Source organism: Lysinibacillus sphaericus (assembly GCF_000600105.1).
Taxonomy (GTDB): domain Bacteria; phylum Bacillota; class Bacilli; order Bacillales_A; family Planococcaceae; genus Lysinibacillus; species Lysinibacillus sphaericus.
This window is the reverse complement of the sequence record NZ_CP006837.1, coordinates 2,993,850-3,020,187: the sequence shown is the minus strand read 5'-3', so window position 1 is coordinate 3,020,187 and position 26,338 is coordinate 2,993,850. Positions and strand designations below refer to the sequence as shown.

The window sequence follows — 26,338 nt, the reverse complement described above, 5'->3', positions numbered from 1 at the left end:
GTGTTAGCGTTGGTGGCATTATTGTTATTGCCATCTGGGGTTTTGGCAATGTCTTATAATGCTAATGATCCTCTATTTGCTGCATCATCTACGGTTGCCACACAAAGTGATCCATTCAACCGAGGAGACATTTCTCGTAAATGGCTAGCACCAGGACCAATCACACAATATCCAAATGAAGGTGGCACTTGGGAGTATGGATTTTGGGATGTTAAAGTGCGTTCCTACTACACAGTGGATCGCTGTCATGGAAGCACGGTAAATCTGAATGGTAATATATCAAGATCAGCTGAAACTAGAGCAGGAAAAAAATCAATTGCTGAACTTTGGGCGGTGCAGTTACCTACCCATAATGATCGATATTACTATTGGGTATGCGATTAAGTACTAAAGCTTTAATCCTTTAGGGGCTTGGAATGTCTTTCACAGTAGGCTTTCCAAGCTTCTCAATAAAAGATTAGGGGGAGTGGTTATGCTTAAAAAAGCAGTGCAACTGACATCTTTGATTTGTGTAATGATGCTGTCTCTGCTTATTTTTCAATATACGTCACTTGTCCAACAGCGGTTGCCATTAGGCACTACGAATCAATTTGATTTAAATCTTGCTGAAACCACTATTGTAAAAGATCAATTGGTTGCGGATCTTAACCGACTAACAGATCAATATAATGCAATTGTAGTCAAAACTTCAGTTGATCCAGAAAACTACGACAATAAAAAAGATATTATTTATTTTGGGACTGCTAAACCAGCATTTCATGGCTTGCTTATAGAGCACAATGCGATTAAGTGGTTCGAATCTGCTCTAACAGGTGACTTGCTTTCAACTGCAGAAATAGGCACCCGTTCTTTATCAGGCACCTATGCTTTTAACGCTGGAAAAGATTTTCAAGTAGCAGTAAATGATTGGGCGCAACAGCATCAAATTGGGCTTTTATGGGTTCCAGAACCATCTATACTAAGAATCATTTTTGCATACTTATTTCAAAATGGTACAGGAAATGCAGTGCTCGCTTCCTTGCTGTTATTAGTAACGACCATTAGTACGTGGATATTTCAACACGCAAAAGCAAGGTCTATTCGATTATTAGGCGGTGTCAAAACAAGGAAAATCCATGTGGAGGATACAACGACAATTTTATCTTTTATCTTTGTCGGATTTTTGTTAGGTTTGTTCATTTCATTAGGCTATGTAGGTGTCGTAAAGGACATTCGACAAATTCCATTCGTATTGAATCCTCTACTACTTTGTCTAATACTATTCTTAATTGGCGTTGCCATCATCACAGCATTGCTTTCGCTAATTGCTAGTCCAAAAGCTGCCCATATAGCCAAAAGACAAATTCCGTTGAAGCGGTTTTCCATAATGGGAAAGCTAAGTCATGTTCTTGTTATAATTTTATCGCTAATTGTTATCCCGACCATTATCACATCTATACTAATAACCAATCAACTGTCAAAAGACTATGCGCTTTGGGACAAAATGCACAATATCGTTCGGCTATCCATGTCTGACTTGGATTCATTAGAACAAGAGTCGACACTTCCCGAGGTAGAAGCTTTTTTTTCTAAAATGCAAAAAGCTAATAATGTAAGCCTTTCTTACGTTATTGATAAAGCGATTTTTTTAGAGCCATCTGAGATGAGTGGCTATGATCATATTATTATGACAGATCGAGCTTGGATTGATTTGCTAGAAATAGGTGTGGAAACAGAAGGCAAGGGCGGGAAACTCATTGCAAAAAATGTTAAAGATTTACCAGATGAATTGGCTTCCTTTTTAGAAGGGCAAATTCCGCTATGGACGAAACATAATGATGTTTATCCAGCGCAAGGTTTAACTTTTTACGAATATGTGGGAATGAAATTTCTTGCATTACCACCAAATGTTGGTTTAGCAGGGGAAACAGTGCAAGCAGAAAATCCGTTAGTTATACTGATAGATGGTCAGCTAACAGACATTGTAAAAACGAAAGGGTTCTTAATATCTTTAGCTTCTAGTGGAAATATCGTTTTTTTTGATGAGAATCATTTACAAGCAGCTTTAGCTAACTCCGTTATGAAACCTTCTATCACGTCGATTAATGGGATAGCAGACGTTGCTTTGGAAACGGCTCAAAGGTTTAAACAACAATACGTTTACTATATTGTATCAGGAATACTTATTGTCGTAACAATGCTGTTGACTGCTATATTAAATGGCAGACTGTGGGCAGGCACGAATGGTAAACGTATTTTTACCTTGCACACCTTTGGTTACCCATACACATCGATTATTAGACCGGCTTTAAAGCGACAACTAATGACAATCATTTTAACAACAATTATCGGTTCCATAATTGGTTATTTTATCCACTATATGCAACTTAGCGTTATACTTTCATCTGCATTGCTTGTCGGAATCTTATATTGGCTAGGTAGTTACATTTCCTTTCAAAATTCCGCAAAACAAGCATTTTATCGTACGAGTCATCGGCACAATTAATGTCTTAAAGGAGTAATGAATATGATTATTCAAACGAAAAATATTGGCATTGAAATTAGTGGCAAAACGATTTTTTCTAATATTTCTCTTGAGATCAACCCGAATGAAATGATGGCCATTACCGGTCCATCTGGTAGTGGCAAAACAACACTGTTAAATTGTTTAGGGCTTATCCAATCAGTTAATAGCGGGGACATCCTAATAGAAAATCAAAATGCTAGTAAATGGAAGGAAAAAGAAAAAACAAGTTTTTGGAAAGATAAAGCGGCATTTATTTATCAAGATTATGGGATTATTGAGGATGAAAACATTAGTTATAACGTGACATTAAATAAGCAACAAGCAAAGGCAAAGATTGTGGAGGAAATTCTACATACGGTTGGACTTGGGGAAAGAGGTCAGGAAATGGCGGCTGTGTTATCAGGAGGAGAAAAACAGCGACTAGGCGTAGCGCGTGCAATTTATAAGAAGGCTTCAATTATCTATGCGGATGAACCAACAGCATCACTTGATCAAATGAACAGAGAAGTCATTATTAATCTACTAAGAAAGTGTAGTGAAAACGGTGCTAGTGTGATTATTGCAACGCATGATGAAAGGCTTGTAAGTGTTTGTGATCGAAGTATAAATTTGAATCCATTTATGTAAAAGAAGCGAAACGGTGGAATATTGTTCTGGTGTTCCAGGGCTTCATGACAACCTACATTTAAATGTAATAAAAATAAAAATTCACTATACAAATTTCTACCTTCGTCTATACTTGATTTAACGCAATGCAGAAGGGAGTGGCGAATTGTGTTTATTCGTTTAACTAAGGAGCAACAAGAACAAATCATCGCTGATATACAACGCTTTTTCTATAATCAACGTGAAGAGGATATTTCCGATTTTGATGCAGAAAGGGTATTTGATTTTATAAAAGAGAATATTGCTCCATATATTTATAATGCGGCCATTTCAGATGCAAAATATGTAGTGGAAAGTCAATTATCAGCGCTGGACGAAGAACTTATCGCTTTGGAGCGCCCGATAAAAATAAAATGACAGTGCCAGTCACCCAAACAATTATGAAAATTCAAAGAAACTTCTCCATTGGATAATCAAATGCATTATGATAAAGGTAGCGGAATTCATTAGAAAAAAGTTCTGGCAAATACCTTGATAACATTCTAACAAAAAGTGGGGAAGTTTATGCAAATAGTAACTGTTCAACATTATGATGCATTTAGTACGGAGCCTAATAAGGGGAATCCTGCTGGGGTTGTAGTGGAAGGAAGCCAATACAGTGAGCAAGAAATGCAAGAGATTGCTAAAATGGTAGGCTTTAATGAAACTGCCTTTGCCTTGCCATCTAATCAAGCAGACATACGTATCCGATATTTTACACCAGGGCACGAGGTGGATTTATGTGGACACGCCACAATGGCAACCATTTATGCTCTACATACACAAGGGTTTTTAGCAAATAAATCAAGCATTACAATTGAAACGAAGGCGGGGATATTGCCAATCCTGCTGGAAGAAAAAGAGGAAAAGCTATACATAACAATGCAACATGCGGCACCACAATTCGTAGATTTTAACGGTTCTAAGGCAGCGCTTGCACAGTCGATTGGTTTAAACGAAGATGAATTACATGCAGAATTACCCATTGTCTATGGAAGCACAGGCTTATGGACTTTATTAATACCTGTCCAGCACTTAGCCTCGTTTGAAAAAATGAGTCCACAAACTGCTACATTTCCGTCTATATTACAAGAAATGCCAACAGCATCGTTACATCCATTTTGTTTACAAGCATTCGATAAGTCGGCAGATATGCATGCTAGACATTTTTCATCGCCATACTCTGGCACAATACAAGATATCGTAACGGGGACGGCTTCAGGCGTCATGGGAGCATATTACGCAAAGTACATCGATTCTGAAGTGTTTTATCCAAAAACACTCGTTGTTGAGCAAGGTCAAGAGCTTGACCGAGATGGTCGCGTCCATGTTCATGTAAACAAAGTAGATGGTGAATTGGACATTTCAATCACAGGAACAGCTGTCTATGTAAAGGAATTAAAAGTCCAAATTTAAGTGCCAGTCACTCAAACAATTCTCACACAATTTCAAACAAAAGAGACTGTTCTTTATTAGAACAGTCTCTTTTGTTATACGTTCTTTACTTTTGTAGTATGTCACACACTCTACCTATTTGGCCATCTGTTAAACGAACTTTAATACCATGTGGATGGTTCGAGGAGTTGGTTAAAATATCTTTCACGATACCTCTCGTTTTAACACCTGTTCGCTGATCTTTTTTAAGAATTATATTGACCTCTAGGCCCGGATAAATATCTTTTCGATTTTGACCGTTCATACTGTACCTCACATTTATATAGCATGACTCAAATTATAGCATATGTGTCGTTAGTTACCTATGGCAAATAGAGATTGAAAAAGTGAGGCTACTAAAGCGACAAATAAAGTATCATCTGATTGAAACAGTTTAAAGACAATTCCTTCGCGACGAATCCCACTATCTACAAAGCTTGCACTCGCAATTTTTTCATCATTGCAATATAAAAATGCGGTTGAAGTAAAGTCTTTCTCAAAGCGAAAGACGAGACCATCCATTGTAAAGGAATAGGAAGATTCCAATAATTGAACCGTTTTTCGCTGAATAGGTATCATGCTTCCATCTGGCATGATTAAGTGATGGCTTACACCTTGTGTTATCAGTGTGGAACGCACTTGAAAAAGAGCTTCTCCTTTCGTAGTGCGCGTTTCATAGCGATGTGGCAACGATTGTTGTGTTGCTACTAGTGCAGCTACATTCAGTACTTTTACAATATTGGAACGTTCGACAGGTTGGAGAATACAAACTGTTTCATGGTGACTATTTAGGATAGGGTACTTTGACGGTCTATCAAATGCTTGGGAATATGTAAGTGTAAATGTTGCCATAAAAAAACCTCCAATTTACTTACTATACGAGTAAGCAAGACTGGAGGTTTCATTATTGAGTGTTGGGAATCATTTTAAATTTGTGCATGCTGTCTGCTCCGAATCGATGTTATTTCTTCCTGTGAAACGGCATTTCACTTTTTTGTAATTTCACTACATTTTTTAATATATATATGATTAAATTAAAATAATAATAACAATATTATGTCTTTTTTTCTAAAAAAACTTGTATCATGCTTTTTTTTTGTAGTAAAATTACAAATAAATTTGGGAGGTGATTTTCAATTGTTAAGCTTTGAAGAAAGAATTAATAGCAAAATGAGCTCGCTAACTATTTCTGAGAGGAAGGTAGTCGAGCAGCTAAAAATGCATGAGCAACCCTTTTTGCTGTCAATGAACGAACTTTCACTATTAAGCAAGGTGAGTGAGCCGAGTGTTGTTCGACTGTATAGAAAGCTTGGATATGCTAGTTACCAAGAGTTAAAAGTAGCACTTGCTCAAGAACAAGTAAATAACGGTATCACATCAATAGGGAATTACAATGAGATTAAGGATGAAGATCTTGCTGATGTCGTTTTCGATAAAATGGCCGATCAGCTTGCCACAGCGATGTCGATGACGAAAGAAAAAATAAACGTTCAACAGATGGAAGAAGCGGTTCAAATTATCTCAAAAGCAGACAGAGTGTTTTTTTTCGGACAAGGTCTTTCTGGTAACATTGCAGAAGACGGTGCTCATAAATTTATGAGAATGGGCGGTACGATAATTGCTGTAAAGGATCCACATTACCAAGCGATTTATGCTAACCATATGTGTAAAGATGATGTTGTCATTGTCATATCGCATTCTGGAGAAACAGTCAATATTATAGAGGTAGTGAAAATGAGTCAAAAAAGTGGAGCGTTTGTCATTGTTATTACATCGAATTCAAACACAACGCTTGCTCAAATGGCTGATACGTTGCTTCTTACGCAGGCGCAAGAGACAGAAAAGCGATCGGATGCGATGGTCAGTCGCCTCGTGCAACTTGCTTTAATTGACACCTTATTTACAAGGGTTGTTGCAATCGGAGGGAGTCATGTAAAAGAATCCATTAATCGTTCAAGATTAGCTGTTACTAGAATGAAGAAGTAAATGATAAATAAAATGTAAGCGTTGTCACCTTAACTAACTTTTTACTTAAGGAGGATACACTACAATGTTAACAGGTCATACACTCATTTTTGGATTTGTTCTTGCTTTAATTGTTTTATTTGTCCTTATTATTCGATTCAAATGGGATGCCTTTGTCTCTCTTTTAGTGGTTGCCCTTGGTCTTGGCTTATTGTCAGGCATTCCTGCGAAAGAAATCCCTGGCATTATCGCTACCGGATTTGGCAATACACTAGCTGGTGTTGGTATTTTAATCGGACTTGGAATATTATTTGGTCAATTTTTAGCATCATCAGGGGCCATTAATAAAATTGCTACTGGGATGCTAAGCGTCTTTGGGGTGAAAAAATCTCCTTACGCTATTGCAATGACATCGATTACTGTTTCAATTCCTGTATTCTTTGATGCAGCGTTTATTATTTTACATAAATTAATCCAAAATATTTCTCTTAAAACAAAAATAGCACTTTCTACTTTTGTTGCAATTCTTTCGATTGGATTAATTACTGCCCATAGTTTAATTATCCCGACACCAGGGCCATTAGTGGTTGCTGACCAAACAGGCTCGGATATCGGAGTATTTCTTCTTTATGGATTGCTTGTTTCCATTCCTGGCGTACTCGTAGGTGGCGTCATGTATGGAAAGTTTATCGGGAAGCGCATTGCAAATAATGGACGTCTTGATGATTATGAAATGTCTGAAGGAAATAGCACAATTGCTGACAGAAAAGAAATTTCAACAGTTCTTTCATTTAGCATACTCGCTTTACCAATTATTTTGATTTTATCGAACACATTCATGAATTTACTATTCAGAGGCAACCCAGAACATTTCGTTCCGACCTTTTTTTCCGTTATTGGAGATAAAAATGTTGCACTGTTAATTAGTTTAGTTGTCGCAATGTTTGCCTTAAAGCCATACATCAAGGAAGATTCTAAAACTGTGTTTGCCAAAGCGTTTAATCAAAGCGGTTTGGTCATCCTTATTACTGGAGCAGGTGGTGCCTTTGGTAAAGTGGTTCAAGAAACAGGCATTGGTGATTTACTTATTGCTATGATGCAAGGGCTTAATGTGCCTGCCTTATTACTTGCATTTTTATTTTCGCAAATTCTTCGTGCATCGCTTGGGTCTGCCACGGTGGCGTTAGTGACAACATCTGCAATCATGGGTCCGATAGCGACGGAACTTGGCGTATCGCCAGTCCTATTGGGTCTTGCAATTTGTGCAGGCGGGGTCGGTTTATCACTTCCTAACGATTCAGGTTTTTGGGTAGTAAGTAAATTTGGACGTTTATCTATAACAGAAACAATAAGAGTTTGGACAATTGGGGGCTTCTTATCAGGTGTAACCGTATTACTATTCGTCTACATTCTCAGCATATTCCAAGGGATTTTACCAGGGTTATAATTTACTTGTTTAATAGCGTTGCTTTAGATACGAAAAAGGTATTTATCACTGATTAATAAACAACTAGATTGGAGCTGAAGTCAAAATGAAGAAAAAAATAGGATTTATTGGACTTGGCATTATGGGGGCACCAATGGTTCGCAACCTTTTAAAAAAAGGTAATGATGTGACTGTATACGATATAAATACAACCACAGTTGATATGCTTGCACAAGATGGTGCTAACAAGGCAACTTCTAGTAAGGAAGTAGCATTAACAAGTGATGTGGTGATTACAATGCTACCGCAAGGGGCAGATGTTTTCCAAGCTATTTTCGGCGAACATGGGGTAATGGAAGGTGCTCGTCGGGATATGATTATTATCGACATGAGCTCAGTCACACCGTCAGAATCAAAAGAAATGTTTGAGCTCTCTGCCAATCGAGGCGTCCATTTCCTTGATGCACCAGTTAGTGGTGGAGAGCCAAAGGCAATTGATGGAACATTGACAATTATGGTTGGTGGAAAGGAAGAGGTATTTGAAAAGGTAAAAGACATTCTTGGGAATATGGGGAGTAACATTGTCCATGTTGGTGATCCAGGTTGTGGCACTACAGCAAAGCTAGCCAATCAAATCATTGTAAATTTAAATATTGCTGCTATTTCCGAAGCACTTGTGCTAGCGACAAAAGCCGGTATTAATGTGGGGAAAATGTACGAGGCAATTCGTGGAGGACTTGCGGGAAGCACCGTAATGGATGCTAAAATTCCAATGATTCTTAATCGAAACTTTCAAGCGGGTGGCCGTGTCGACATTAATCTGAAAGATATAAAAAATGTAATGAATACTGCACATGAGCTAGCTGTTCCACTGCCATTATCGGCGCAACTTTTAGAAATTTTTTATAGTTTAAAGGCAGATGGAAAAGAGAGATTGGATCACGCAAGCATTGTTCAACATTATGAGAAATTAGCGAATGTTGAAGTTTCAAGAGAGGGGCAATAATCGTGGTAAAGAAAAAACATCGGAAGTGTTATCGAGCCTTCTTGAAGCGAATCATAAGCAAATTCAACTAAAATTAAAGGATGAGCTAAGGAGTTTTCATCATAAAATCGTTGTTCTTGATGATGACCCAACCGGTGTTCAAACCGTTCATGGTGTTTCGGTTTATACGGATTGGACAGAAGAAAGCATTAAGCAAGGATTTCGCGAAAAGAATCAGGTTTTTTTTCTGTTAACAAACTCCCGCAGTTTTTCAGCAGAGGAAACAGCAGTCGTCCATCGGGACATCGCACACCGTGTACATGCTATTTCTTTGCAAGAAGGAAAGCCTTATGTGTTGATTAGTAGAGGGGATTCCACATTGCGAGGCCATTACCCTCTAGAGACGGAAACATTGAAAACTTCAATTGAAGAAATTTCTGATACAACGTTTGATGGGGAAATTATTATTCCTTTTTTTGAAGAAGGCGGTCGTTTAACAATCCATAATATTCATTATGTTCAGTATGGAGATGAACTTGTTCCAGCAGGTGAAACTGAATTTGCAAAAGACCGTACTTTTGGTTTTGTTTCCTCTCATTTGGGCGAATGGATTGAAGAAAAAACAAAAGGTGCTTATACAAAAGAAGATACAATTTATATCACGCTTGAAGACTTACGCTCACAAAATATGAAAGCCATACAAGCGCAATTACTAGCTGCAAAAAATTTTAGGAAAATCGTTGTCAATGCAGCAGCTTATAGTGATGTTGAAGTATTTGTTATTGCCTTGCTTCAAGTCATGAAAGCAGGGAAATCATTTATTTTTAGGAGTGCCGCTTCATTAACAAAAGTTTTAGGCGGTATTTCATATAAGCCACTTTTATCAAGAGATGAGCTGATGACAGATAAGTCGTCCAGCGGGGGACTGATTGTAGTTGGTTCCCATGTGCAAAAAACAACAGACCAATTATACGCACTTCTGGATAGTGGTCTTGTCACAGGGGTAGAGCTTGACGTTCATCTTGTACATGATGATGAGAAGTTTCAACAAGAGATTCAACGTGTTCGCACTACTTGCGAAGAGTTAATCAGTGCAGGTAAATCTGTAGTGTATTACACTCGTCGCGAGAGGCTAGATTTAGGAGAAAACCAAGGTGAAAACGAACTTCAATTAGCCGTTAAAATTTCAAATGCTGTGACAAGTATTGTTTACAACTTACAGGTACAGCCAAAATACATTGTTGCAAAAGGCGGAATTACTTCTTCAAGCGTGGGAACAATTGGACTATCGGTTAAGCGTGCGACAGTAGCTGGCCAAATAAAACCCGGAATTCCCGTATGGAAAATAGGACAAGAAAGCAAATTTCCCGATTCATGTTACATCATTTTCCCTGGCAATGTTGGCACAATCAATACGCTAAAAGAAGTGATTGAAGTGTTGGAAGGAGAAATAAAGTAACCATTTTGAACATATTTAACCTTTTAGAGAAAAGATAAACCGAACTTCTTGCTACTAATGAAGGCGTTACGGTTTTTCTTTTTATGTTAAAATAGTTATTTATTCCATAGAAAAGGGAAGTGGAAAAATTGATGATTTGGTGTACATTCTTTCCTATGTTTCAGCGAACTAGGAAAAGTTTATGCTGAAAACGGCTGTGCAGGCATTTTTTTGTTCGTTAGTCCTACATATACTATTCGTTTTCATTATGTATGGATGGTCATATAGTAAAGAGATTTTCGGAAAGGTAAAACTAGGGGAGAGATATGTAGCAGAAAGTCATACTGATGTGATGTTCGTTTTTATAGGTTCCCCGATCGTTTTTATAGTGACGTCGTTTTTGGGAATAGCAATAGTAAGTGCTTTTCTGATTCGCTTGACTACAAAATTTCTTAAGACACGGGGCGTGCAAGAAAACTAGCAAAAGGATTGACTTACTATAAAAAAACATCCAATCTACTAACTTTACTAGTAGATTGGATGTTTTATGTTTAAGCGTTGTGAATCATTTCACCTGAAAGAGCGCGTTTTTCTTGGTCCGTATCAAATTCTTTTTCCATCTTCGATACGACAACTGTTGCTACACCGTTACCAATTAGGTTAGTGACAGCACGAGCCTCAGACATAAAGCGGTCTACACCTATTAACAGAGCTATACCTTCTACAGGAATCATCGGGAATGCAGCAAGTGTTGCAGCTAGCGTAATAAAGCCTGAGCCTGTGACACCGGCAGCACCTTTAGAAGTTAACATTAAAATCCCTAGTAAAGTAAGCTGATGCCAAATATCTAAATCTACCCCATAAGCTTGGGCAATAAAAATAGCCGCCATGGATAAATAAATGGAAGTACCGTCCAAGTTAAAAGAATAACCTGTTGGCATAACAAGTCCAACTACTTGTTTTGAACAACCGTAATTTTCTAATTTGCGCATCATAGAAGGTAGCGCAGATTCTGAAGAAGAAGTACCGATTACGATAAAAATTTCATCTTTGATGTATTTAATAAATTTAAAAATATTAAAGCCAAAGTAACGTGTAATTAAACCAATAATGACAACAATAAATAGGAACATTGTAAGGTACACAGAGAGCATTAAGAAACCTAAATTACCAAGCGATTTTAAACCGAAGTTCCCAATTGTGTAACTCATCGCACCAAATGCACCAATTGGAGAAATTTTCATCACCATATTGACAATTTTAAAGAAAATATCTGCAACGTGTTCAAAAAATTTGATAACAGGTTTTGCTGGTTCACCTATAGCAGCAGCAGCTAAACCGAATAATACTGCAGAAAATAAGACAGGCAATAACTCGCCATTTGCAAGTGCACCAACTACATTATCAGGGATAATTTGCATTATAAATGCTCCAAATCCATGCTCAGCAGCAGCAGCTTGCTCTGTATATTGAGCAACATCTGCAGCATTGGCTGCATCAGTATTAAATCCTTTACCAGGTTGAATAATATTTACTACAAGTAAGCCAATCGCAAGTGCGAAAGTAGAGACAATTTCAAAATAAATTAATGCTTTCCCACCAATTTTTCCGACCTTTTTCACATCGCCCATGCTACCAATTCCGATAACGACCGTTAAGAAAATTATAGGTGCAATTAACATCTTAATTAATTTAATAAATATATCAGCTAGTATTTTTAAGCTAGCACCGAACTCTGGGAATGCGGCTCCAACAATAATACCGAGTACGATGGCAATCAGCACTTGTACCGTTAAGTTTTTAAAATTTATACGCATAATACTTCCCCCTTGAAAAATGTATAATTTGTGAACGCTTTCATGTGGTTATCATAGCTGAAATTTTCCGACAATAGTTTTTATGACCGTAAAGTTTCTATTGTTCATTTTGTTCATTTTTCGTTTCGATAGTTTGGAAGTTAGTAATATCAAGGGTTGAAGGCTGTTTTATAGTAGATTATAAATTATTGAATCTATTATAATACAAAAGAAAAAATCCTCACGAAAAGTGAGGATTTAGCCAAAATGACCAAAAAGTTTAGGGAGAAACAATTTTTTGGATTTCAGATAGTATATGATGCTGTTTGACATCTGCTTTATAGAAATCATAGACAGGAGCTAGTTTTTCTTGAAATCGTTGTCGTTCTGCATCACTCATTGTGTAAATTTCAAAATCGTTCTCTTGCTGTAGTTTACGTAAATCATTGCTGTTCATAAAAACTGCTTGCTTAAATTGCCAGTCAGTAGTTTCTTTCATCGCTTCCATTAGTTGTTTTTGAACTTTGGGTGGTAGCTGTTCCCAAAATTTTTCATTCATTAAAACCGAATAACCTAAAATACCATGTTTAGTTAATGTCATATTTTTTTGAACTTTGTAAAAGCCTTTGGAAAAAATATTAGATGCCGTGTTCTCTTGTGCATCGATAGCGTGTGCTTCAAGGTCAGTAAAAATTTCACTAAAGGAAATCGATACTGGCGTTGCACCTACTAAGCTGAATTGTTTTTCAAGTGTTTTGCTTGGCATGGTACGTATGCGTAACCCTTGTAAATCCTCAAATGAATGAATTGGATGCTCGGCAGTTAAATGTTTAAAGCCATTATGCCAAAAACCGAGGCCGCGAACATTAAAAGGCTTCAGCTCATCTAGTAATTGTTCACCGATGGGTCCTGTCAAAACTTCACGTACTTCATCATCTGTATGAAAAAGATAGGGCAGATCAAGTACTTGCCAATCTGGTAGGTAAGAAGTCATTTTAGAAAAAGTAGGGATAATCATTTCAACTTTTCCATCTTGTAACGCTTGGAATTCATTTTCATCGTTATATAGCGAGGCATTTGGATAGACATGTACTTTAACCTTACCATTTGTTTTTTCTTCAACAAGTTCTGCAAATTTAGTTGCAGCTTGTCCTTTCGGCGTATTCTCCGCTACAACATGACTTAAATGGATGGTAATTTGTTTGTCGAGTCCTTTTTGTTCATCATCATACGGCAAGGTTTTCGAAAACAGAAAACCTTGCTGTATACTAAATACAATCGTTAAAACGAAAACAGTGGCAATCGTTCCAAAAATAAAATTTTTCATATAATACACCCAATTGATTCGTATTTTCACATGTTTTTGTTATTCTAACATAGGGAGAAAGCTAATACATAGTAAGAAGGAGGCAATGATATTGAAATTTCAAAAATTATCGATGAAGGGAAAAATCATGTCTCTTACTTTTTTTATACTCATGCTTTCCTTTAGTATTGGTGGTACGTTTTTACTAGGGTTTGTGATGAACGAGCAAAAAGAAAAGTTAGCAGAACAGGCGTTATTGGTAGCAAAAACCGTATCACAGTTACCAGAATTAAAATCGGCCATTGCAAACAGCGATTTTTTAGAAGCAACTAAACATATTAATCCTGTTGTGGAAGAAATTCGGGATATTAACGGAGCACAGTATATTGTGGTTCTCGATATGCAACGACGCAAGTATTCCCATCCGAACTCGGAAGAAATAGGGACCATATCACAGTCAGGTGATTTAAACGCGGCATTTTCGGAGCATTATTATACATCAATCGCGCATGGTGAACATGGCGATATGGTGCGTGCTTTTGTCCCGATTATGAATGATGACGGACGTCAAATTGGCGTAGTGATTGTAGGGTTTAGTGTGTTAACAGTTAGCGAGCTACTATCGTCTATACAAAAAGAGCTAATCATTACATTAGTTATGTCATTGTTATTTAGCGCATGGGGTGCTCAAACTTTAGGGCGACATATGAAAAAGCAAATGTTTGGATTAGAACCACACGAAATTGCTAAAATGTATGTGGAACGAACTGAAACATTTAACGCAATGCATGAGGGAATTATTGCCATTGATAAAGAATTTACAATTACAATCTTTAATGAAAAAGCATGTGATATATTAGGCGTAGCACACCGACCTTCGGCATTAATAGGCAAAAAAATCTTCGAAGTATTACCAGATACACGTCTACCCGAGATATTAGCGCTAGATCGCCCACTATATAATCGTGAACTTTATATCAATAATCATAGTATTATGAGCAATCGGATTCCTATACAGGTAAATGGTGAAACCGTTGGTGCGGTGGCTATGTTCAAGGATCGTACAGAAGTGAAAAAGCTAGCCGAAGAACTTACAGGTGTAAAGGCGTTTGTACAGGCATTACGTGTCCAAACGCATGAACATAAAAATAAATTGCATACGATTGCTGGTCTTTTACAGCTTGGCCATTATGATCAGGCACTTACTTACTTAACGCAAGTAAAAGAAGAACATGATGAAATTACGAAGTTTTTAAATGAGCGCATTAAAAATGAAAATATATCGGGTCTATTGCTCAGTAAAATTGCTCATGCGAAAGAGCATGGGATTACACTTGAAATAGACAGAGCTAGTCGTCTGACAACATTTCCGAAAAATTTAGATCATCACGATTTTGTTATTATTTTTGGAAATCTAATCGAAAATGCCTTTGATGCATTAAAGGATAGTCCGATGGAAGAAAAGGTTGTGCATATTTCGGTGGATGAAGATGAAGATGTACTGGCAATATTAGTAACGGATAACGGTGTCGGCATGTCAGAGGCAGTAAAGGCACATATTTTTGATAATGGCTATTCGACGAAAGAAAAAAAGGGTCGAGGAATTGGACTATATTTAATAAAAGAAATTGTCCAAAAAGGACAGGGTGAAATTGAAGTAATAAGTGAGCCGAACAAAGGGACGAGCTTTTTATTAACATTTTATCATTCTTAATATACAGCGATTTTTTCGCTAATGAGTTGTACTAGAGTATATGGAGGGCTTGACAGTGACACAAATAAACGTGTTATTAATAGAGGACGATCCGATGGTGCGGGAAGTAAACCGTCAATTCATCGAAAAAGTAGCCGGATTTGAGGTAATAGGACAAGCCTCAAACGGCGTAGAGGGCATAGAGCAAATTTGTTCACTACAACCAGACCTTGTATTTATGGATATTTTTATGCCAGAGCAGGATGGCCTAACAAGCTTGCGGAAAATTCGAGAATTGAAAATACCAGTCGACGTTATTACCGTAACAGCAGCCAATGATATGGAAACCGTTAAACAAGTTTTGCACCTTGGTGTCTTCGATTATATCATGAAGCCTTTTTCATTTGAGCGCGTACAAGGAACGCTGGAAAATTACAAGCGCTTTAAGCAACAAATGCAAACAGAAAGAGAATTTACGCAAGGAGAGCTCGATCAATTATTCCATTATCATAATGAGCAAGAAAAACGTGAGCTAGCAAATGAAGAAAAGTCTGAAAAAACGTTGCCGAAAGGCTTTAATCGAGCAACACTTGAAAAAGTGGTCCATTATTTACAATCAGTGGACGGTGCATCAGCAGAAGATGTTGCCAGTGGGGTGGGCATTGCGCGTGTAACAGCAAGACGGTACTTAGATTATTTAGAAAAACAACAGGAAATTACGATGGATGTCCATTACGGTGGCATTGGTCGCCCAATTAATTATTATTTTAGTAAATGACACTAAGGTGTGCTGAGCGGAAAGTAGCGCCGAAGCGGACAACAACGGCGTAGCAAAAAAGTGTTAGATTGATGACAATCAATCTAACACTTTTTCGTTTTGTTCAAGTACTTTAACATCGCCCTAAGTCAATTAGTAAGGCATAATTTTATCGACAGGTTTAGGCGTTTTAATTTTTGGTAAAATTTTATCAAGTGTCACCGTCCGTTGGATCGTATGCGTTGTTTCGTCTTTTTCATCGAATTGCTCAAGGAAAGTAATAACCTCTTTTACAATAGGGGTTGGAGTTGAGGCACCGGCAGTGACAGCAACAGTATTAATTCCTTTTAACCAATCAATTTTAAGCTCCGAAACGTCTGCAATACGATACGAAGGTGTGCCAGCAATTTCTACTGATACTTGTGTAAGACGGTTTGAGTTATTAGATTTTGGATCACCAACAACAATTAGTAAATCAGCTTCCCCTGCTTGTTTGGCAACTGCTTCTTGACGTACTTGTGTCGCTAAACAAATTTCTTTATGAACTTCGATATGTGGGAACTTTTCTTTTAAACTATCCATTAAATGTGCAACGTCCCATTGACTCATAGTCGTTTGGTTCGTGACGAGCAATTTATCATTCGTTAAGTTTAATGCATCGATATCCGATGAAGATTGTACTAAATGAACATGGTCTGGAGCAACACCAATTGCCCCCTCTGGCTCTGGATGACCTTTCTTACCGATATAAATAATATCATAGCCCTCAGCTGATTTTTCACGAATCAAATCGTGTGTTACTGTTACGTCAGGACATGTAGCATCAATGGATACTAGGCCTTTGCGTTTCGCAATTTCACGAATTTCAGGTGAAACACCATGTGCTGTGAAAATAACAGTGCCTGTTTCAACCTGTTCAATAATTTCTAAGCGATTATCACCATCTAGTGTAATGATACCATCCTCTTCAAAGGCATCTGTAACATGCTTATTGTGCACAATCATCCCTAAAATGTAGATAGGTCTTGGTAATGTTTTATCGAGTGCGGCGTTACGTGCAATGACCATCGCATCAACAACACCGTAGCAATAGCCACGTGGATTAATTTTTAATACTTGCATGGTTGTGACTCCTTTCAAGCTTACCTACCTACATTATAACGGACAGGCACGGCGAATACAAAGAAACGTTCACTCCATAGGTGGCTGGAAAATGCGCGGCTTCGATGGAAGTGGTTGTCGCGGAGTAGTCGACGCACTTTGTTGTGTTGAACGTCTAGTTCTTGTTGAACCTGCGACATTGCTAGCAGCGGCTGCATCAGTTGCTGCCGCTGCCGCACCCGCCGCCGCTCCAGCTGCAGGGAGCCCTGAAAAACCTTTATATAGTTTTAATAGTGAAGGAATGTTTTTTACCATAGGCATTGCTTGTTGTATATAAGGGGTATACGTTTTGGCAGAGTTAAATAAACTATTTGCCTGTTGTAAAAATGAACCGATTTTAGAAGGCTCCTGTACAGGTGGTGTCGGCATTTGCCCTCCGAATGCCCCCCTCATGCCCCCAGACATTGGAAAGCCACCTGGAATTCGTGGTTGAGGAAAGCCTCCAGGCGGGTAAAAGGACTGCGGTGGCATTTGTGGAGGTGTTGGCATCCGCATTTGCATGGGCATTTGCGCAGGCATTTGCATGCCATTTGGATACATAGGGAATTGATAAGGTGGTCTAAATACCATAATGATCTCCTTTCATTGTACGTTTTTCATTGATGACATACCTGATTATAGATATGATATGCAGACGCTGATGTTAGCGTTCGACAACGACTAATAACTAGAAAGTGGAAGAAATCGTAAGGAATCATGAAAGAATAGCTGTAAAAACATCGTTCCATCAACTGCTTTGTAAATAAAATTCTAAAAAAATACACAATATTTTTACTTGAGCAAGCGTATAATAATTTGTTGGTAAGTGCTAACTTAGGCAAAAAGAATGTGTATTATGGATTATATTAGTGGAAAAATGAATAATAGCGATTGGATTGTAAGAAATATGTTACAGTTATGTAAATGTGGTTTGTTATTTTTACAAAACTGTAATAGTCGGGTCCAATTGAGGAGGGTTTTTTGTGACAATTAAATTAAGAAGTGTGTTATCGTTTGGTATTATTATATTGCTTGTTCTAGTAATGGGGATTGTTCAACAACGAAATGCATCTTCGCAGCTAGAGGAAATACAAGTAATAAAGGAAAAGACATTTCAATCTACATTGCTAGCAGATGAAATGAAGTTGTCAGTTGTGCAGGTACAACAGTATTTAACGGATATTAGTGCCACACGTGCCCAAAATAATTTAGATGATGGGTTTGACTTGGCACAAAAATATAGTGAAATTTTTTATCGAGACTTAGAACAATTGAAAAGCCTTCATCCCCAACAGCAAGAAAAATTAGATACGATTAAACGTGCATTTGATGCCTACTATAGCACTGGGCAGAAAATGGCAACTAGTTATATAGAAGGTGGCCATGAGGCTGGTAATCAAATAATGCTTGAATTTGATACAACGTCAATAGAAATTAATGAAAAAGTAGATGTATTCCAACAAGATAGCATTGCCGAAATGCAAAAAAAATTAGACAATGTTGAACATCTTGTCGACCATAATAGAGACGTGTTCTTATGGATATTTGGCATTATTTTAGTCATTTGTTTAGCAGTTGGCGTCTTGTTAGTTCGTTCAATTGTTGTGCCAGTAAATAAATTGGCGGCAGCGGCTGAAGTGATTGCAAAAGGCGATTTATGTCAAAAGGATATAGAAGTTCGAACAAATGATGAAATAAGAAAATTAGCAGATTCATTTAATTTGATGAAATCTAATTTACATTCACTTATTCATAACATGACATTGAATGTGGAACATACCACTTCCGCAGCGGAGCAATTAGCAGCTAGTACGGACGAGATATCACATTCTTCAAACGATATTGCCAATCTTGTCGAACGAATGGCTTTTAGTGATAATCAATCTGCTGCAACTGGGCGGGAGAGTTCAATAGCGATGGATGAAACTGCACAAGGTGTTCAACGTATTGCAGAAGCTACACAAATGCTTCATACAAAAGCAATTAGTACACAATCTGCTGCAAACGAAGGCGAACAAACCTTACAAATTGCAGAAAAGCAAATGTCGATTATTCAACAATCATCTCAATCAACAAGTGATCGAATCGATCAGCTAAGTACTCAATCTGCTGAAATTGTTAATATTACAAAAGTGATTTCTGCTATTACGGAACAAACGAATCTGTTGGCACTTAATGCCGCAATCGAAGCAGCCCGTGCAGGAGAGCATGGGAAAGGTTTTGCAATTGTTGCAGATGAAGTACGCAAACTAGCAGAGGAATCCAAAGAATCCGCAAAACAAATTGTCGAGCTAGTAACGCTTATTCAACAAGATACGCAAGAAGTGGAAAAGGCGGTAGGGGAAACAGTATGCAATGTTGAGGAAGGCGTGAAATTTATTCGCAATGCCCAACATTCCTTCGATAATATTTTAAAATCTATTGAAGAGATGACGGACCAAATTGAAGATGTCTCGGCTTCAACCCAACAAATTTCAGCAAGTACAGAAGAAATGGCCGCCTCGGTAAATGAAATGTCTTCCGCTGCTGTCCATGCTGCTGAACAGTCAGATGCCGTTGCAGCGACCATTGAAGAACAAGTGGCAACTATACAGGAGATTAACACGGTTGCTAAATCGTTAAGTGAGGAAGCGTTATCAGTGAAAGAAGTTATCAATAAATTTAATATCTAATACGTTGTCGTTTCATATGCGAAATACAAAAGGCATGACTCCTATACTTGGGAGCCATGCCTATTTTAATACCTTTGTAAAGTTGCTATGTTAATGTTGATTGGAATCGTTTATTTTAGCCGGAGGTGCGCATGTATTGGTTGTACAACTTTTCTGTAAAGAACAGGCTGCACATTTCCCTTTTTTCTGTTTCTTAATGCTCTTATATAAAGTAACCCCTGCATAGCCAAAAATAATACTGCCAATGACTACATTGATGATTATCGACATCTTCTACACCTCAAATAAATAGATTCCCAATTGCGTAAACAACGAGTGCAATTAAATAGGCAACAACAAACGGATAAATAGTAGCGAATAACGTCCATTTAGTAGATTGTGTTTCTCTTTTAATAGCGCCAACCGTTGCTAAACAAGGCATGTAGAGCAACACAAAAACTAAAAAGGTATAGGCACTTAATGCATTAAAATGGGTTGTCATAGTGGACGATAATACACCTTCATTTACACCATAAATAATTGCCATTGTTGAAACAATTACCTCTTTTGCTAAAAAGCCTGATATAAGGGATGCTCCAGCTTGCCATGTCCCAAATCCAAGTGGTATAAAGAGGACCCCAAAAGCGCCGCCAATCATTGCGAGAAAGCTTTCATCCATCGCTACATTTGTGCCATGTGGTCCTATATAGGATAATAGCCAAATGATAACGGAGCCCGCAAAGATAATTGTCCCAGCTTTGCGAAGAAATCCTTTCCCTTTTTCCCATGTTGAACGCCAAAGGGTTTTAAACTGGGGCATATGATAGGAAGGCAATTCCACAAAGAAAACTGACGTCTCATTTTTTAGGAGTGTCATAGACAATAACTTTGTGACAAGTAATGCTATTACAATTCCTAATAGATATAAAGATAAGACAACCAATGATTGATGTTTTGCAAAGAATGCTGCGCCAAACAAAGCATAAACCGGTAACCGAGCTGAACAACTCATAAAGGGAGCTACAAGAATAGTTAAAAGTCTTTCCTTTGGTTGTTCAATTGTTCTAGCCGCCATAATGCCGGGAACATTGCAACCAAAACTGATAATCATGGGAATAAAAGCTTTCCCGTTCAAGCCAAAGAATTCCATTAGACGGTCCATAACGACTGCAATTCTTGCCATATAGCCCGAATCCTCTAGTAAAGAAATAAAGAAAAACAAGACAAAGATTTGAGGAATAAAAACGATTACCCCTCCAACACCGGCGATAATACCATCACAAATTAAATGAATAATAAAAGATGATGCGCCGATTGCCGTTAACCCATTATAAACCGTTTCACTAAAAGGTCCACCAACAAAGCGATCCAAAAGATCTGAAAGGGGCCCCCCAATCCAAGCAAACGTTGCTTGAAACATGAAATACATCAACGCTAAGAAGATTGGCACACCTAAAACAGGGTGTGTTAAAACTTTATCTATATGTTCGGTCCATTGTTTTTCACTTTTCTCTTGAATGACCAATTCATTTTTTATGGTTGCGATGTAGCTGTCCCGTTGATTTGTAATGGCGCCACTTAACGACTCGCCTATTTCAGTTGCTAGTGCCGTTCGAATCGTTTGTATTTTATGCAAGTAGTCCTCGTTTTGTAAAAAAGCATCGATAGCCTGATTGCCCATTAAAAATTGAATCGCACACCATCTTTTTTGCTCAGCAGCCACATTTTGTAGCAGGTCTTCAATCGTTGTAATGGCTGTTTCGATAGGGGTATCGTATGTTAACGTAAAATGTTGTTCGAGTTGGGAAGTGCTTTCTAATGCTTGATAAATCCCCTCGATGCCTTTTCCTGTACGAGCGACAATTGGAATTACAGGTACACCTAAAGTACTTTGTAATTTCTCTATGTTAATGGAGATGCCTTTTTTCTTCGCAACGTCCATCATATTTAAGCAAATAATAATAGGCTTTCTTAGTTCTAACAAATCGAGTGTTAGTTGCATATTTCGTTCAAAATTGGATGCATCGATAATATTTAAAAGCCCATCTATTTGTTCTTCTAGTAAAAATGTAGTAACGACGCTTTCATCTCTAGAAATAGGATTAAGTGTATAAACACCAGGCAAATCGATTATTTCTTTATTGAGCTTCTTTACCTGTCCTACCTTTTTTTCAACCGTTACACCACTCCAATTGCCAACATATTCGTATGAATTTGTTAATGTATTAAATAATGATGTTTTTCCAATATTAGGGTTTCCTATTAAAGCTAATCGCCTCATAATTGTTCTACCTTTATGTTCATTAAGTCTTTTTTACGCAGGCCGATTTTCTGACCTTGGCATTCCATTATACAGGCGCCAGAAAACCAACCTTTTTGAACCATACATACTTGGCAGCCCTCTTTTATGCCAAATGCATTTAAACGTTTCATTAAGAGTGCATCGACTTGCTGTAGGTCTTTAACTTTAACTTTTTCACCCAATTGAACCGCATGAAGGTCCATGAAATCTACCTACTTCCTTGTGAGTGATAATCATTGTCAAAATAAATAATATAGTATCACCTTTTATGCAATCTATCAATAAGAGGTTTACAGTAGGAAACAATATGAAAGTCGCTTTAAGCTATAAGTATGGTTGGGGGATAGTCATGCTTCCTTTAAAGCAGGTAGAAAGTTAAAAGGAGACAATCCAATAGGGGAAGTTGTCTGTCGCCAATGAAGTGGTGTCATGTCATGTAACTGGCACCTTATTCAAAGGCATAACGGACTTTTCCCCAATAGGAGTGTGGTTACTAGAGGTAAATGCGCTTGCTAACTTGCCCTATCGGTTTTTTAGTCATCATCATGATAACGAAGCATGCGATAGCCAACACGAACGTGTGTCTGAATGTACTTTGGTTGGGATGGATTATCTTCTATTTTTTTGCGCAGGGTTGCCATAAAAACTCGAAGACTAGGGACGTCCGATTGTAGTACATTTTGCCAAATTTCCTTCAATAAGAAGTTATGTGTCAACACTTTGCCTACATGCTTGGATAGCACGACTAATAGTTTATATTCGATGGGGGTTAAATGTACTTCCACACCGTTGACAAACACTGTGTTAGCCAAGTAATCAATTTCTAAATGACCATTGACAAACACGGCTGATTCATTTTCTATTTGATGTTCGCTGACCGTTCTTCTTAAAGCTACTCGAATGCGTGCAAGTAGCTCTTCGACACTAAAAGGTTTTGTAACATAATCATCTGCACCTGCATCAAGCGCATTAATTTTATCGAGCTCTGCACCGCGGGCACTAACAACGATAATCGGCGTTTGTGTCCAACTGCGGATTTTGTGAATAAAGTCTAGGCCATCCATATCAGGCAATCCTAAGTCAAGGATAATTACATTTGGTTTGAACGTTATGGCTTTTTGTAAAGCACTTGAACCATCTTGCATAATATCGAATTCGTAATTTTGGGTAGTTAAGGTCATTTTAATTAAATTGCCAATTGCTATGTCGTCTTCAACGACTAAAATCCGTTTATTCATCGATACTGACAACTCCTTTTTTTAAAGTAAAACGAAAGATGGTTCCGTTCGGGTAGTTATCTTCAACTACTAATTTACTATCGTGTAAAGTTAAAATCGTCTGACACAATGCTAATCCTAACCCTAAGCCTCTTCGGCTATCACTGCGCTGCACTTTCCCAGTGATAAATGGTTCAAACAGCTTTTCTTTTAATGAATCGTCAATACCTGGTCCATTATCAGCTATACTAAAATGTACATATTCGCCTTCCTCTTTTGCGATAAAAGAGATGTCACTACCAGCAGGTGTATACGTTAGGGCATTATTAATAATATTAATAAGCACTTGAATAATCAGACGTGCATCCATCAAAGCCATGACTAATTCGGGCTCTACATGATAAGAAATATGATGCGTATTGTTGCGTGGAATTACATGTAGCAACGCCTCTTGAATAATATCCTCCACTAGCTCCAACTGCATCTCGAGGGCAAATTGTCCATCCTCTAACATCGAAACGGCTAGTAAGTTTTCGACCATTTGCACAAGCCATCTTGAATTTTTATAGATATCTTCATATAACCGAGTTTTTTCTATATCTGGAATTTGAACTGTATTTGTTAACAATATATCCGCATTCCCAGAAATCGTAGTCAGTGGTGTCCGTAAATCATGCGAGATAGCACGCAAAAGATTTGCTCTCATTTGTTCAAGTTCAGCTTCTCTTGCAACTTTTTCATTTAAGTTTTGCAAATACCATTTATCTAACGCAAACGAAAAATCATTCATAATGGCATTTAAAATATGGCGTTCAAATGCTGGTAATGGGGTTTGCTTTGAAAGCGCAATGCCAACGACACCCTTTACACTGCCACTTGAAAGAACGGGCAAATAATAGCCGTTTACTTCTGGGAAAATGTCAGTTGACACGCCAGCAAAGTGGTTATTGTTGATGACCCAATGAACGACGCCTAGTTCATTTGTATTTTTAAATAGGGTAGCTACTTTCGTATTTTCAGTATTTGATAGAGTTGGTGTTGGAAAAAAAACAGATTTAGCAATCATGTTATTTTCTATTTCAAAAAATTGGACAGGTTTCTCTACTAATTTAACAATTTGAGACATGCCTTCTGTAATGATATCTTCAATGGACTTAGCGTGTTGTAATTTGCGATTCGTTTCAAGCAACACTTCCATTCGATAGGATTTTCGGACGGCTACGATGGCCTGCTCTTTTATCTTTTTCGTTAAGCTACTTGTAATAATGCCAGAGAAAAACATAATCATAAATGTCATCGGATAGTCTCGATGATATGCTTCCAGTGAAAATCGTGGCTCTGTAAATAAAAAGTTGAATAATAGTACAGCTACAGCCGAGCTAATAATAGTCATGAGCCATCCAGATGACCAAATCGCAAGAATTAACACACTAAGAATATAAATTGTAATAATATTCGATTCGCTGACGCCCATTGTGAAGAAAAATAAGGCTAAACATGACGCCAAGCTAAACACGACGGACATCTTCAACAAATCTAACCATTCAAAAGTTAGTCGATTGCGTAGATCTGGAAAATAAAATTGTTCGTTTTCTTGGTCTGGCACGATATGAATAGCGAGATTTGGTACATAATCATTGAGTCGATCGATGATTTTTGCATTGGGCTGCCACCATTTCTTTTTCATCACCGTCCTGCCGAGTACCAGTTTTGTGACGCCACTCATTTGAGCATAATTAGCAAGCGCTGCTGCGACATCATTCTCCTGCACGATTACGACATGTCCGCCAAGTTGTTCGGTCAATTTAATATGCTGTTGTAACCGCTCGGAATTCGCGTCGTTATCGTCACCTTCTTTCACCTTTTGTACATAAAGCGCCGTGAATTTACCATGTAAGGCTTGAGCAAGTCTGGCAGCAGTGCGAATGACTTTTGCGTTGGTTGGGGAGCTACTAATACCAACTAAAATATGCTCTTCAATTTGTGTCGTTTGCCTAATCGATTCGCTGTCATTTATTTGTTTGTAATTAATCGTATCTGCCGTTCTACGCAGGGCAATTTCCCGCAGTGCTACTAAATTTTGTTTGCGAAAAAAAGATGCTAACGCTTTTTCAGCTTGTTGTTTGGAATATATTTTTCCTTCTATTAAGCGTTGAATTAACTCATCAGGTTCGATATCTACAATTTTAATGAGCGCGGCTTGATCGATTAAATAATCTGGAATACGTTCGCGCACTTTTACCCCAGTAATTTCTTCTACAACATCATGAAGACTTTCAATATGTTGAATATTAACGGTTGTATAGACATGAATGCCTTTTGCTAGTAATTCTTCCACGTCTCCAAAACGTTTTGTATGTCGCATAACCGGAACGTTGCTATGAGCCAACTCATCGATAAGGACAATTTCCGGTTTACGCTCCAATACCGCATCAATATCCAATTCTTGGAAAGTTCTCCCTTTATAATGGATTGTTCTAGTAGGTATTTGTTCAAGCCCATCAAGTAATGCTAATGTTTCTGGTCGAGGATGTGGCTCTATATAGCCAATTACTACATCTTTTCCAAGTTTTTTTGCTAAATGTGCGGCATCTAGCATAGCATACGTTTTTCCGACGCCGGCTGCATACCCAATAAATATCTTCAATCTACCGACAGTTGTTTGTTCCTGATGAAACCTTGTTAAAAGCTCTTCGGGAGTGGGGCGCATTTTTTCCATCATCCTTCACCTCATTTGTATTATAGCGTTATCTGCCATTAAGAAAGTGTAAAGATTTAACACCTTTATCGTTTCTTAATACAAAGAAGCGATTTCCTAACACTACATTAATTTGAAAGTCAGTATGATAAAAACATCAAATAGAGAGAAGGGTGATGCAATTGATGGATTTATATATGGTTGGCTTATTACTCATTAGTTTTGCCAGTCTATATGCGTTAACGACTTGGTGCTACAAGCTAGTCGAAGAGTAAGGGGAGGAATTGCTATGTGGATTGTTATTGGAATAATACTTATATTGCTTTTTGGATATTTAGGGCATGCCCTATTATATCCGGAAAAATATTAATAGGTATTT

At 37.8% G+C, this 26,338-nt stretch carries 24 protein-coding genes; 13 read left to right on the top strand and 11 right to left on the bottom strand.

Annotation, left to right across the window (positions count from 1 at the left end; translation table 11 throughout):
* The 5 genes from T479_RS14470 to T479_RS14450 all read left to right on the top strand — a co-directional run bounded on the left by T479_RS14470 (position 1) and on the right by T479_RS14450 (position 4,567).
* A complete protein-coding gene (locus T479_RS14470) occupies positions 1-384 on the top strand; it encodes a lactococcin 972 family bacteriocin (RefSeq protein ID WP_211345496.1) in 384 nt (127 codons plus the stop codon).
* Positions 385-472: 88 nt separating this feature from the next.
* Entirely contained in the window at positions 473-2,485 is a 2,013-nt protein-coding gene (locus T479_RS14465) for a bacteriocin-associated integral membrane family protein (protein ID WP_025220021.1), read from the top strand.
* A gap of 21 nt (positions 2,486-2,506) precedes the next feature.
* On the top strand, positions 2,507-3,133 hold the full coding sequence (locus T479_RS14460; protein WP_025220020.1) for an ABC transporter ATP-binding protein: 627 nt from the start codon (positions 2,507-2,509) through the stop codon (positions 3,131-3,133).
* A gap of 147 nt (positions 3,134-3,280) precedes the next feature.
* A complete protein-coding gene (locus tag T479_RS14455; RefSeq protein ID WP_025220019.1) occupies positions 3,281-3,529 on the top strand; it encodes a DUF2164 domain-containing protein in 249 nt (82 codons plus the stop codon).
* Between the two features lie 147 nt (positions 3,530-3,676).
* Complete coding sequence (locus T479_RS14450) at positions 3,677-4,567, top strand: PhzF family protein (protein ID WP_025220018.1); 891 nt, start codon at positions 3,677-3,679, stop codon at positions 4,565-4,567.
* 85 nt (positions 4,568-4,652) lie between these two features.
* Here T479_RS14450 and T479_RS14445 read toward each other — a convergent pair whose 3' ends face one another.
* Positions 4,653-4,850, bottom strand: coding sequence for a YwbE family protein (locus T479_RS14445; protein WP_024363006.1), 198 nt, complete (start codon positions 4,848-4,850; stop codon positions 4,653-4,655).
* Positions 4,851-4,900: 50 nt separating this feature from the next.
* On the bottom strand, positions 4,901-5,437 hold the full coding sequence (locus T479_RS14440) for a tubby C-terminal domain-like protein (RefSeq protein WP_025220017.1): 537 nt from the start codon (positions 5,435-5,437) through the stop codon (positions 4,901-4,903).
* A 285-nt stretch (positions 5,438-5,722) separates the two neighbouring features.
* Between T479_RS14440 and T479_RS14435 the strand changes: the two genes are divergently transcribed.
* From T479_RS14435 to T479_RS14420, 4 genes are all read left to right on the top strand, one after another.
* Complete coding sequence (locus T479_RS14435; RefSeq protein WP_025220016.1) at positions 5,723-6,571, top strand: MurR/RpiR family transcriptional regulator; 849 nt, start codon at positions 5,723-5,725, stop codon at positions 6,569-6,571.
* A gap of 64 nt (positions 6,572-6,635) precedes the next feature.
* Positions 6,636-7,997 (top strand): GntP family permease, encoded by a 1,362-nt coding sequence (locus T479_RS14430; protein ID WP_025220015.1) that lies wholly within the window; start codon positions 6,636-6,638, stop codon positions 7,995-7,997.
* 85 nt (positions 7,998-8,082) lie between these two features.
* A complete protein-coding gene (gene garR / locus T479_RS14425) occupies positions 8,083-8,982 on the top strand; it encodes a 2-hydroxy-3-oxopropionate reductase (RefSeq protein WP_025220014.1) in 900 nt (299 codons plus the stop codon).
* Positions 8,954-10,420 (top strand): four-carbon acid sugar kinase family protein, encoded by a 1,467-nt coding sequence (locus tag T479_RS14420; RefSeq protein ID WP_025220013.1) that lies wholly within the window; start codon positions 8,954-8,956, stop codon positions 10,418-10,420. Before garR ends, T479_RS14420 begins: the two co-directional genes overlap by 29 nt.
* Positions 10,421-10,950: 530 nt before the next feature.
* On the opposite strand, the gene T479_RS14410 is transcribed toward T479_RS14420, so the two are convergent.
* Complete coding sequence (locus T479_RS14410; RefSeq protein WP_024362999.1) at positions 10,951-12,216, bottom strand: dicarboxylate/amino acid:cation symporter; 1,266 nt, start codon at positions 12,214-12,216, stop codon at positions 10,951-10,953.
* A gap of 259 nt (positions 12,217-12,475) precedes the next feature.
* On the bottom strand, positions 12,476-13,522 hold the full coding sequence (locus T479_RS14405; protein WP_025220011.1) for a TRAP transporter substrate-binding protein: 1,047 nt from the start codon (positions 13,520-13,522) through the stop codon (positions 12,476-12,478).
* Positions 13,523-13,634: 112 nt separating this feature from the next.
* On the opposite strand from T479_RS14405, the gene T479_RS14400 reads away from it, so the two are divergent.
* Positions 13,635-15,215, top strand: coding sequence for an ATP-binding protein (locus tag T479_RS14400; RefSeq protein ID WP_428842421.1), 1,581 nt, complete (start codon positions 13,635-13,637; stop codon positions 15,213-15,215).
* 55 nt (positions 15,216-15,270) lie between these two features.
* On the top strand, positions 15,271-15,972 hold the full coding sequence (locus tag T479_RS14395) for a response regulator (protein WP_024362996.1): 702 nt from the start codon (positions 15,271-15,273) through the stop codon (positions 15,970-15,972).
* A gap of 132 nt (positions 15,973-16,104) precedes the next feature.
* On the opposite strand, the gene T479_RS14390 is transcribed toward T479_RS14395, so the two are convergent.
* Both T479_RS14390 and T479_RS14385 read right to left on the bottom strand, forming a co-directional pair.
* A complete protein-coding gene (locus tag T479_RS14390; RefSeq protein ID WP_024362995.1) occupies positions 16,105-17,073 on the bottom strand; it encodes a 4-hydroxy-3-methylbut-2-enyl diphosphate reductase in 969 nt (322 codons plus the stop codon).
* A 69-nt stretch (positions 17,074-17,142) separates the two neighbouring features.
* On the bottom strand, positions 17,143-17,682 hold the full coding sequence (locus T479_RS14385) for a 4-hydroxy-3-methylbut-2-enyl diphosphate reductase (protein ID WP_024362994.1): 540 nt from the start codon (positions 17,680-17,682) through the stop codon (positions 17,143-17,145).
* Positions 17,683-18,074: 392 nt separating this feature from the next.
* Here T479_RS14385 and T479_RS14380 point away from each other — a divergent pair, with 392 nt between their 5' ends.
* The gene (locus tag T479_RS14380) at positions 18,075-19,763 is read left to right on the top strand and encodes a methyl-accepting chemotaxis protein (protein WP_025220009.1); all 1,689 of its coding nucleotides are present in this window, start codon (positions 18,075-18,077) and stop codon (positions 19,761-19,763) included.
* A 90-nt stretch (positions 19,764-19,853) separates the two neighbouring features.
* Here the strand turns inward: T479_RS14380 and T479_RS23290 are convergent, their stop codons facing one another.
* From T479_RS23290 to T479_RS14360, 5 genes are all read right to left on the bottom strand, one after another.
* Entirely contained in the window at positions 19,854-20,027 is a 174-nt protein-coding gene (locus T479_RS23290) for a FeoB-associated Cys-rich membrane protein (protein ID WP_081769960.1), read from the bottom strand.
* 16 nt (positions 20,028-20,043) lie between these two features.
* Positions 20,044-22,023 (bottom strand): ferrous iron transport protein B, encoded by a 1,980-nt coding sequence (gene feoB, locus T479_RS14375; RefSeq protein ID WP_025220008.1) that lies wholly within the window; start codon positions 22,021-22,023, stop codon positions 20,044-20,046.
* Positions 22,020-22,247, bottom strand: coding sequence for a FeoA family protein (locus tag T479_RS14370; protein ID WP_024362991.1), 228 nt, complete (start codon positions 22,245-22,247; stop codon positions 22,020-22,022). The genes feoB and T479_RS14370 overlap by 4 nt, the downstream gene beginning before the upstream one ends.
* Before the next feature lie 330 nt (positions 22,248-22,577).
* Positions 22,578-23,282, bottom strand: a complete 705-nt coding sequence (locus tag T479_RS14365) for a response regulator (protein ID WP_024362990.1) — start codon at positions 23,280-23,282, stop codon at positions 22,578-22,580.
* A complete protein-coding gene (locus T479_RS14360; RefSeq protein ID WP_227665361.1) occupies positions 23,275-25,983 on the bottom strand; it encodes an ATP-binding protein in 2,709 nt (902 codons plus the stop codon). Before T479_RS14360 ends, T479_RS14365 begins: the two co-directional genes overlap by 8 nt.
* A 265-nt stretch (positions 25,984-26,248) precedes the next feature.
* Between T479_RS14360 and T479_RS24350 the strand changes: the two genes are divergently transcribed.
* On the top strand, positions 26,249-26,329 hold the full coding sequence (locus T479_RS24350; RefSeq protein WP_108029786.1) for a potassium-transporting ATPase subunit F: 81 nt from the start codon (positions 26,249-26,251) through the stop codon (positions 26,327-26,329).
* Positions 26,330-26,338 lie beyond the last annotated feature (9 nt).

Bases quoted from the DNA above. Each gene is read 5' to 3' on its own strand.
- T479_RS14465 (WP_025220021.1), top strand. From the start codon at position 473: ATGCTTAAAAAAGCAGTGCAACTGACATCTTTGATTTGTGTAATGATG.
- T479_RS14460 (WP_025220020.1), top strand. From the start codon at position 2,507: ATGATTATTCAAACGAAAAATATTGGCATTGAAATTAGTGGCAAAACG.
- T479_RS14450 (WP_025220018.1), top strand. From the start codon at position 3,677: ATGCAAATAGTAACTGTTCAACATTATGATGCATTTAGTACGGAGCCT.
- T479_RS14445 (WP_024363006.1), bottom strand. From the start codon at position 4,850: ATGAACGGTCAAAATCGAAAAGATATTTATCCGGGCCTAGAGGTCAAT.
- T479_RS14440 (WP_025220017.1), bottom strand. From the start codon at position 5,437: ATGGCAACATTTACACTTACATATTCCCAAGCATTTGATAGACCGTCA.
- T479_RS14430 (WP_025220015.1), top strand. From the start codon at position 6,636: ATGTTAACAGGTCATACACTCATTTTTGGATTTGTTCTTGCTTTAATT.
- garR (WP_025220014.1), top strand. From the start codon at position 8,083: ATGAAGAAAAAAATAGGATTTATTGGACTTGGCATTATGGGGGCACCA.
- T479_RS14420 (WP_025220013.1), top strand. From the start codon at position 8,954: ATGTTGAAGTTTCAAGAGAGGGGCAATAATCGTGGTAAAGAAAAAACA.
- T479_RS14410 (WP_024362999.1), bottom strand. From the start codon at position 12,216: ATGCGTATAAATTTTAAAAACTTAACGGTACAAGTGCTGATTGCCATC.
- T479_RS14405 (WP_025220011.1), bottom strand. From the start codon at position 13,522: ATGAAAAATTTTATTTTTGGAACGATTGCCACTGTTTTCGTTTTAACG.
- T479_RS14400 (WP_428842421.1), top strand. From the start codon at position 13,635: ATGAAGGGAAAAATCATGTCTCTTACTTTTTTTATACTCATGCTTTCC.
- T479_RS14390 (WP_024362995.1), bottom strand. From the start codon at position 17,073: ATGCAAGTATTAAAAATTAATCCACGTGGCTATTGCTACGGTGTTGTT.
- T479_RS14385 (WP_024362994.1), bottom strand. From the start codon at position 17,682: ATGGTATTTAGACCACCTTATCAATTCCCTATGTATCCAAATGGCATG.
- feoB (WP_025220008.1), bottom strand. From the start codon at position 22,023: ATGAGGCGATTAGCTTTAATAGGAAACCCTAATATTGGAAAAACATCA.
- T479_RS14370 (WP_024362991.1), bottom strand. From the start codon at position 22,247: ATGGACCTTCATGCGGTTCAATTGGGTGAAAAAGTTAAAGTTAAAGAC.
- T479_RS14365 (WP_024362990.1), bottom strand. From the start codon at position 23,282: ATGAATAAACGGATTTTAGTCGTTGAAGACGACATAGCAATTGGCAAT.
- T479_RS14360 (WP_227665361.1), bottom strand. From the start codon at position 25,983: ATGATGGAAAAAATGCGCCCCACTCCCGAAGAGCTTTTAACAAGGTTT.
- T479_RS24350 (WP_108029786.1), top strand. From the start codon at position 26,249: ATGTGGATTGTTATTGGAATAATACTTATATTGCTTTTTGGATATTTA.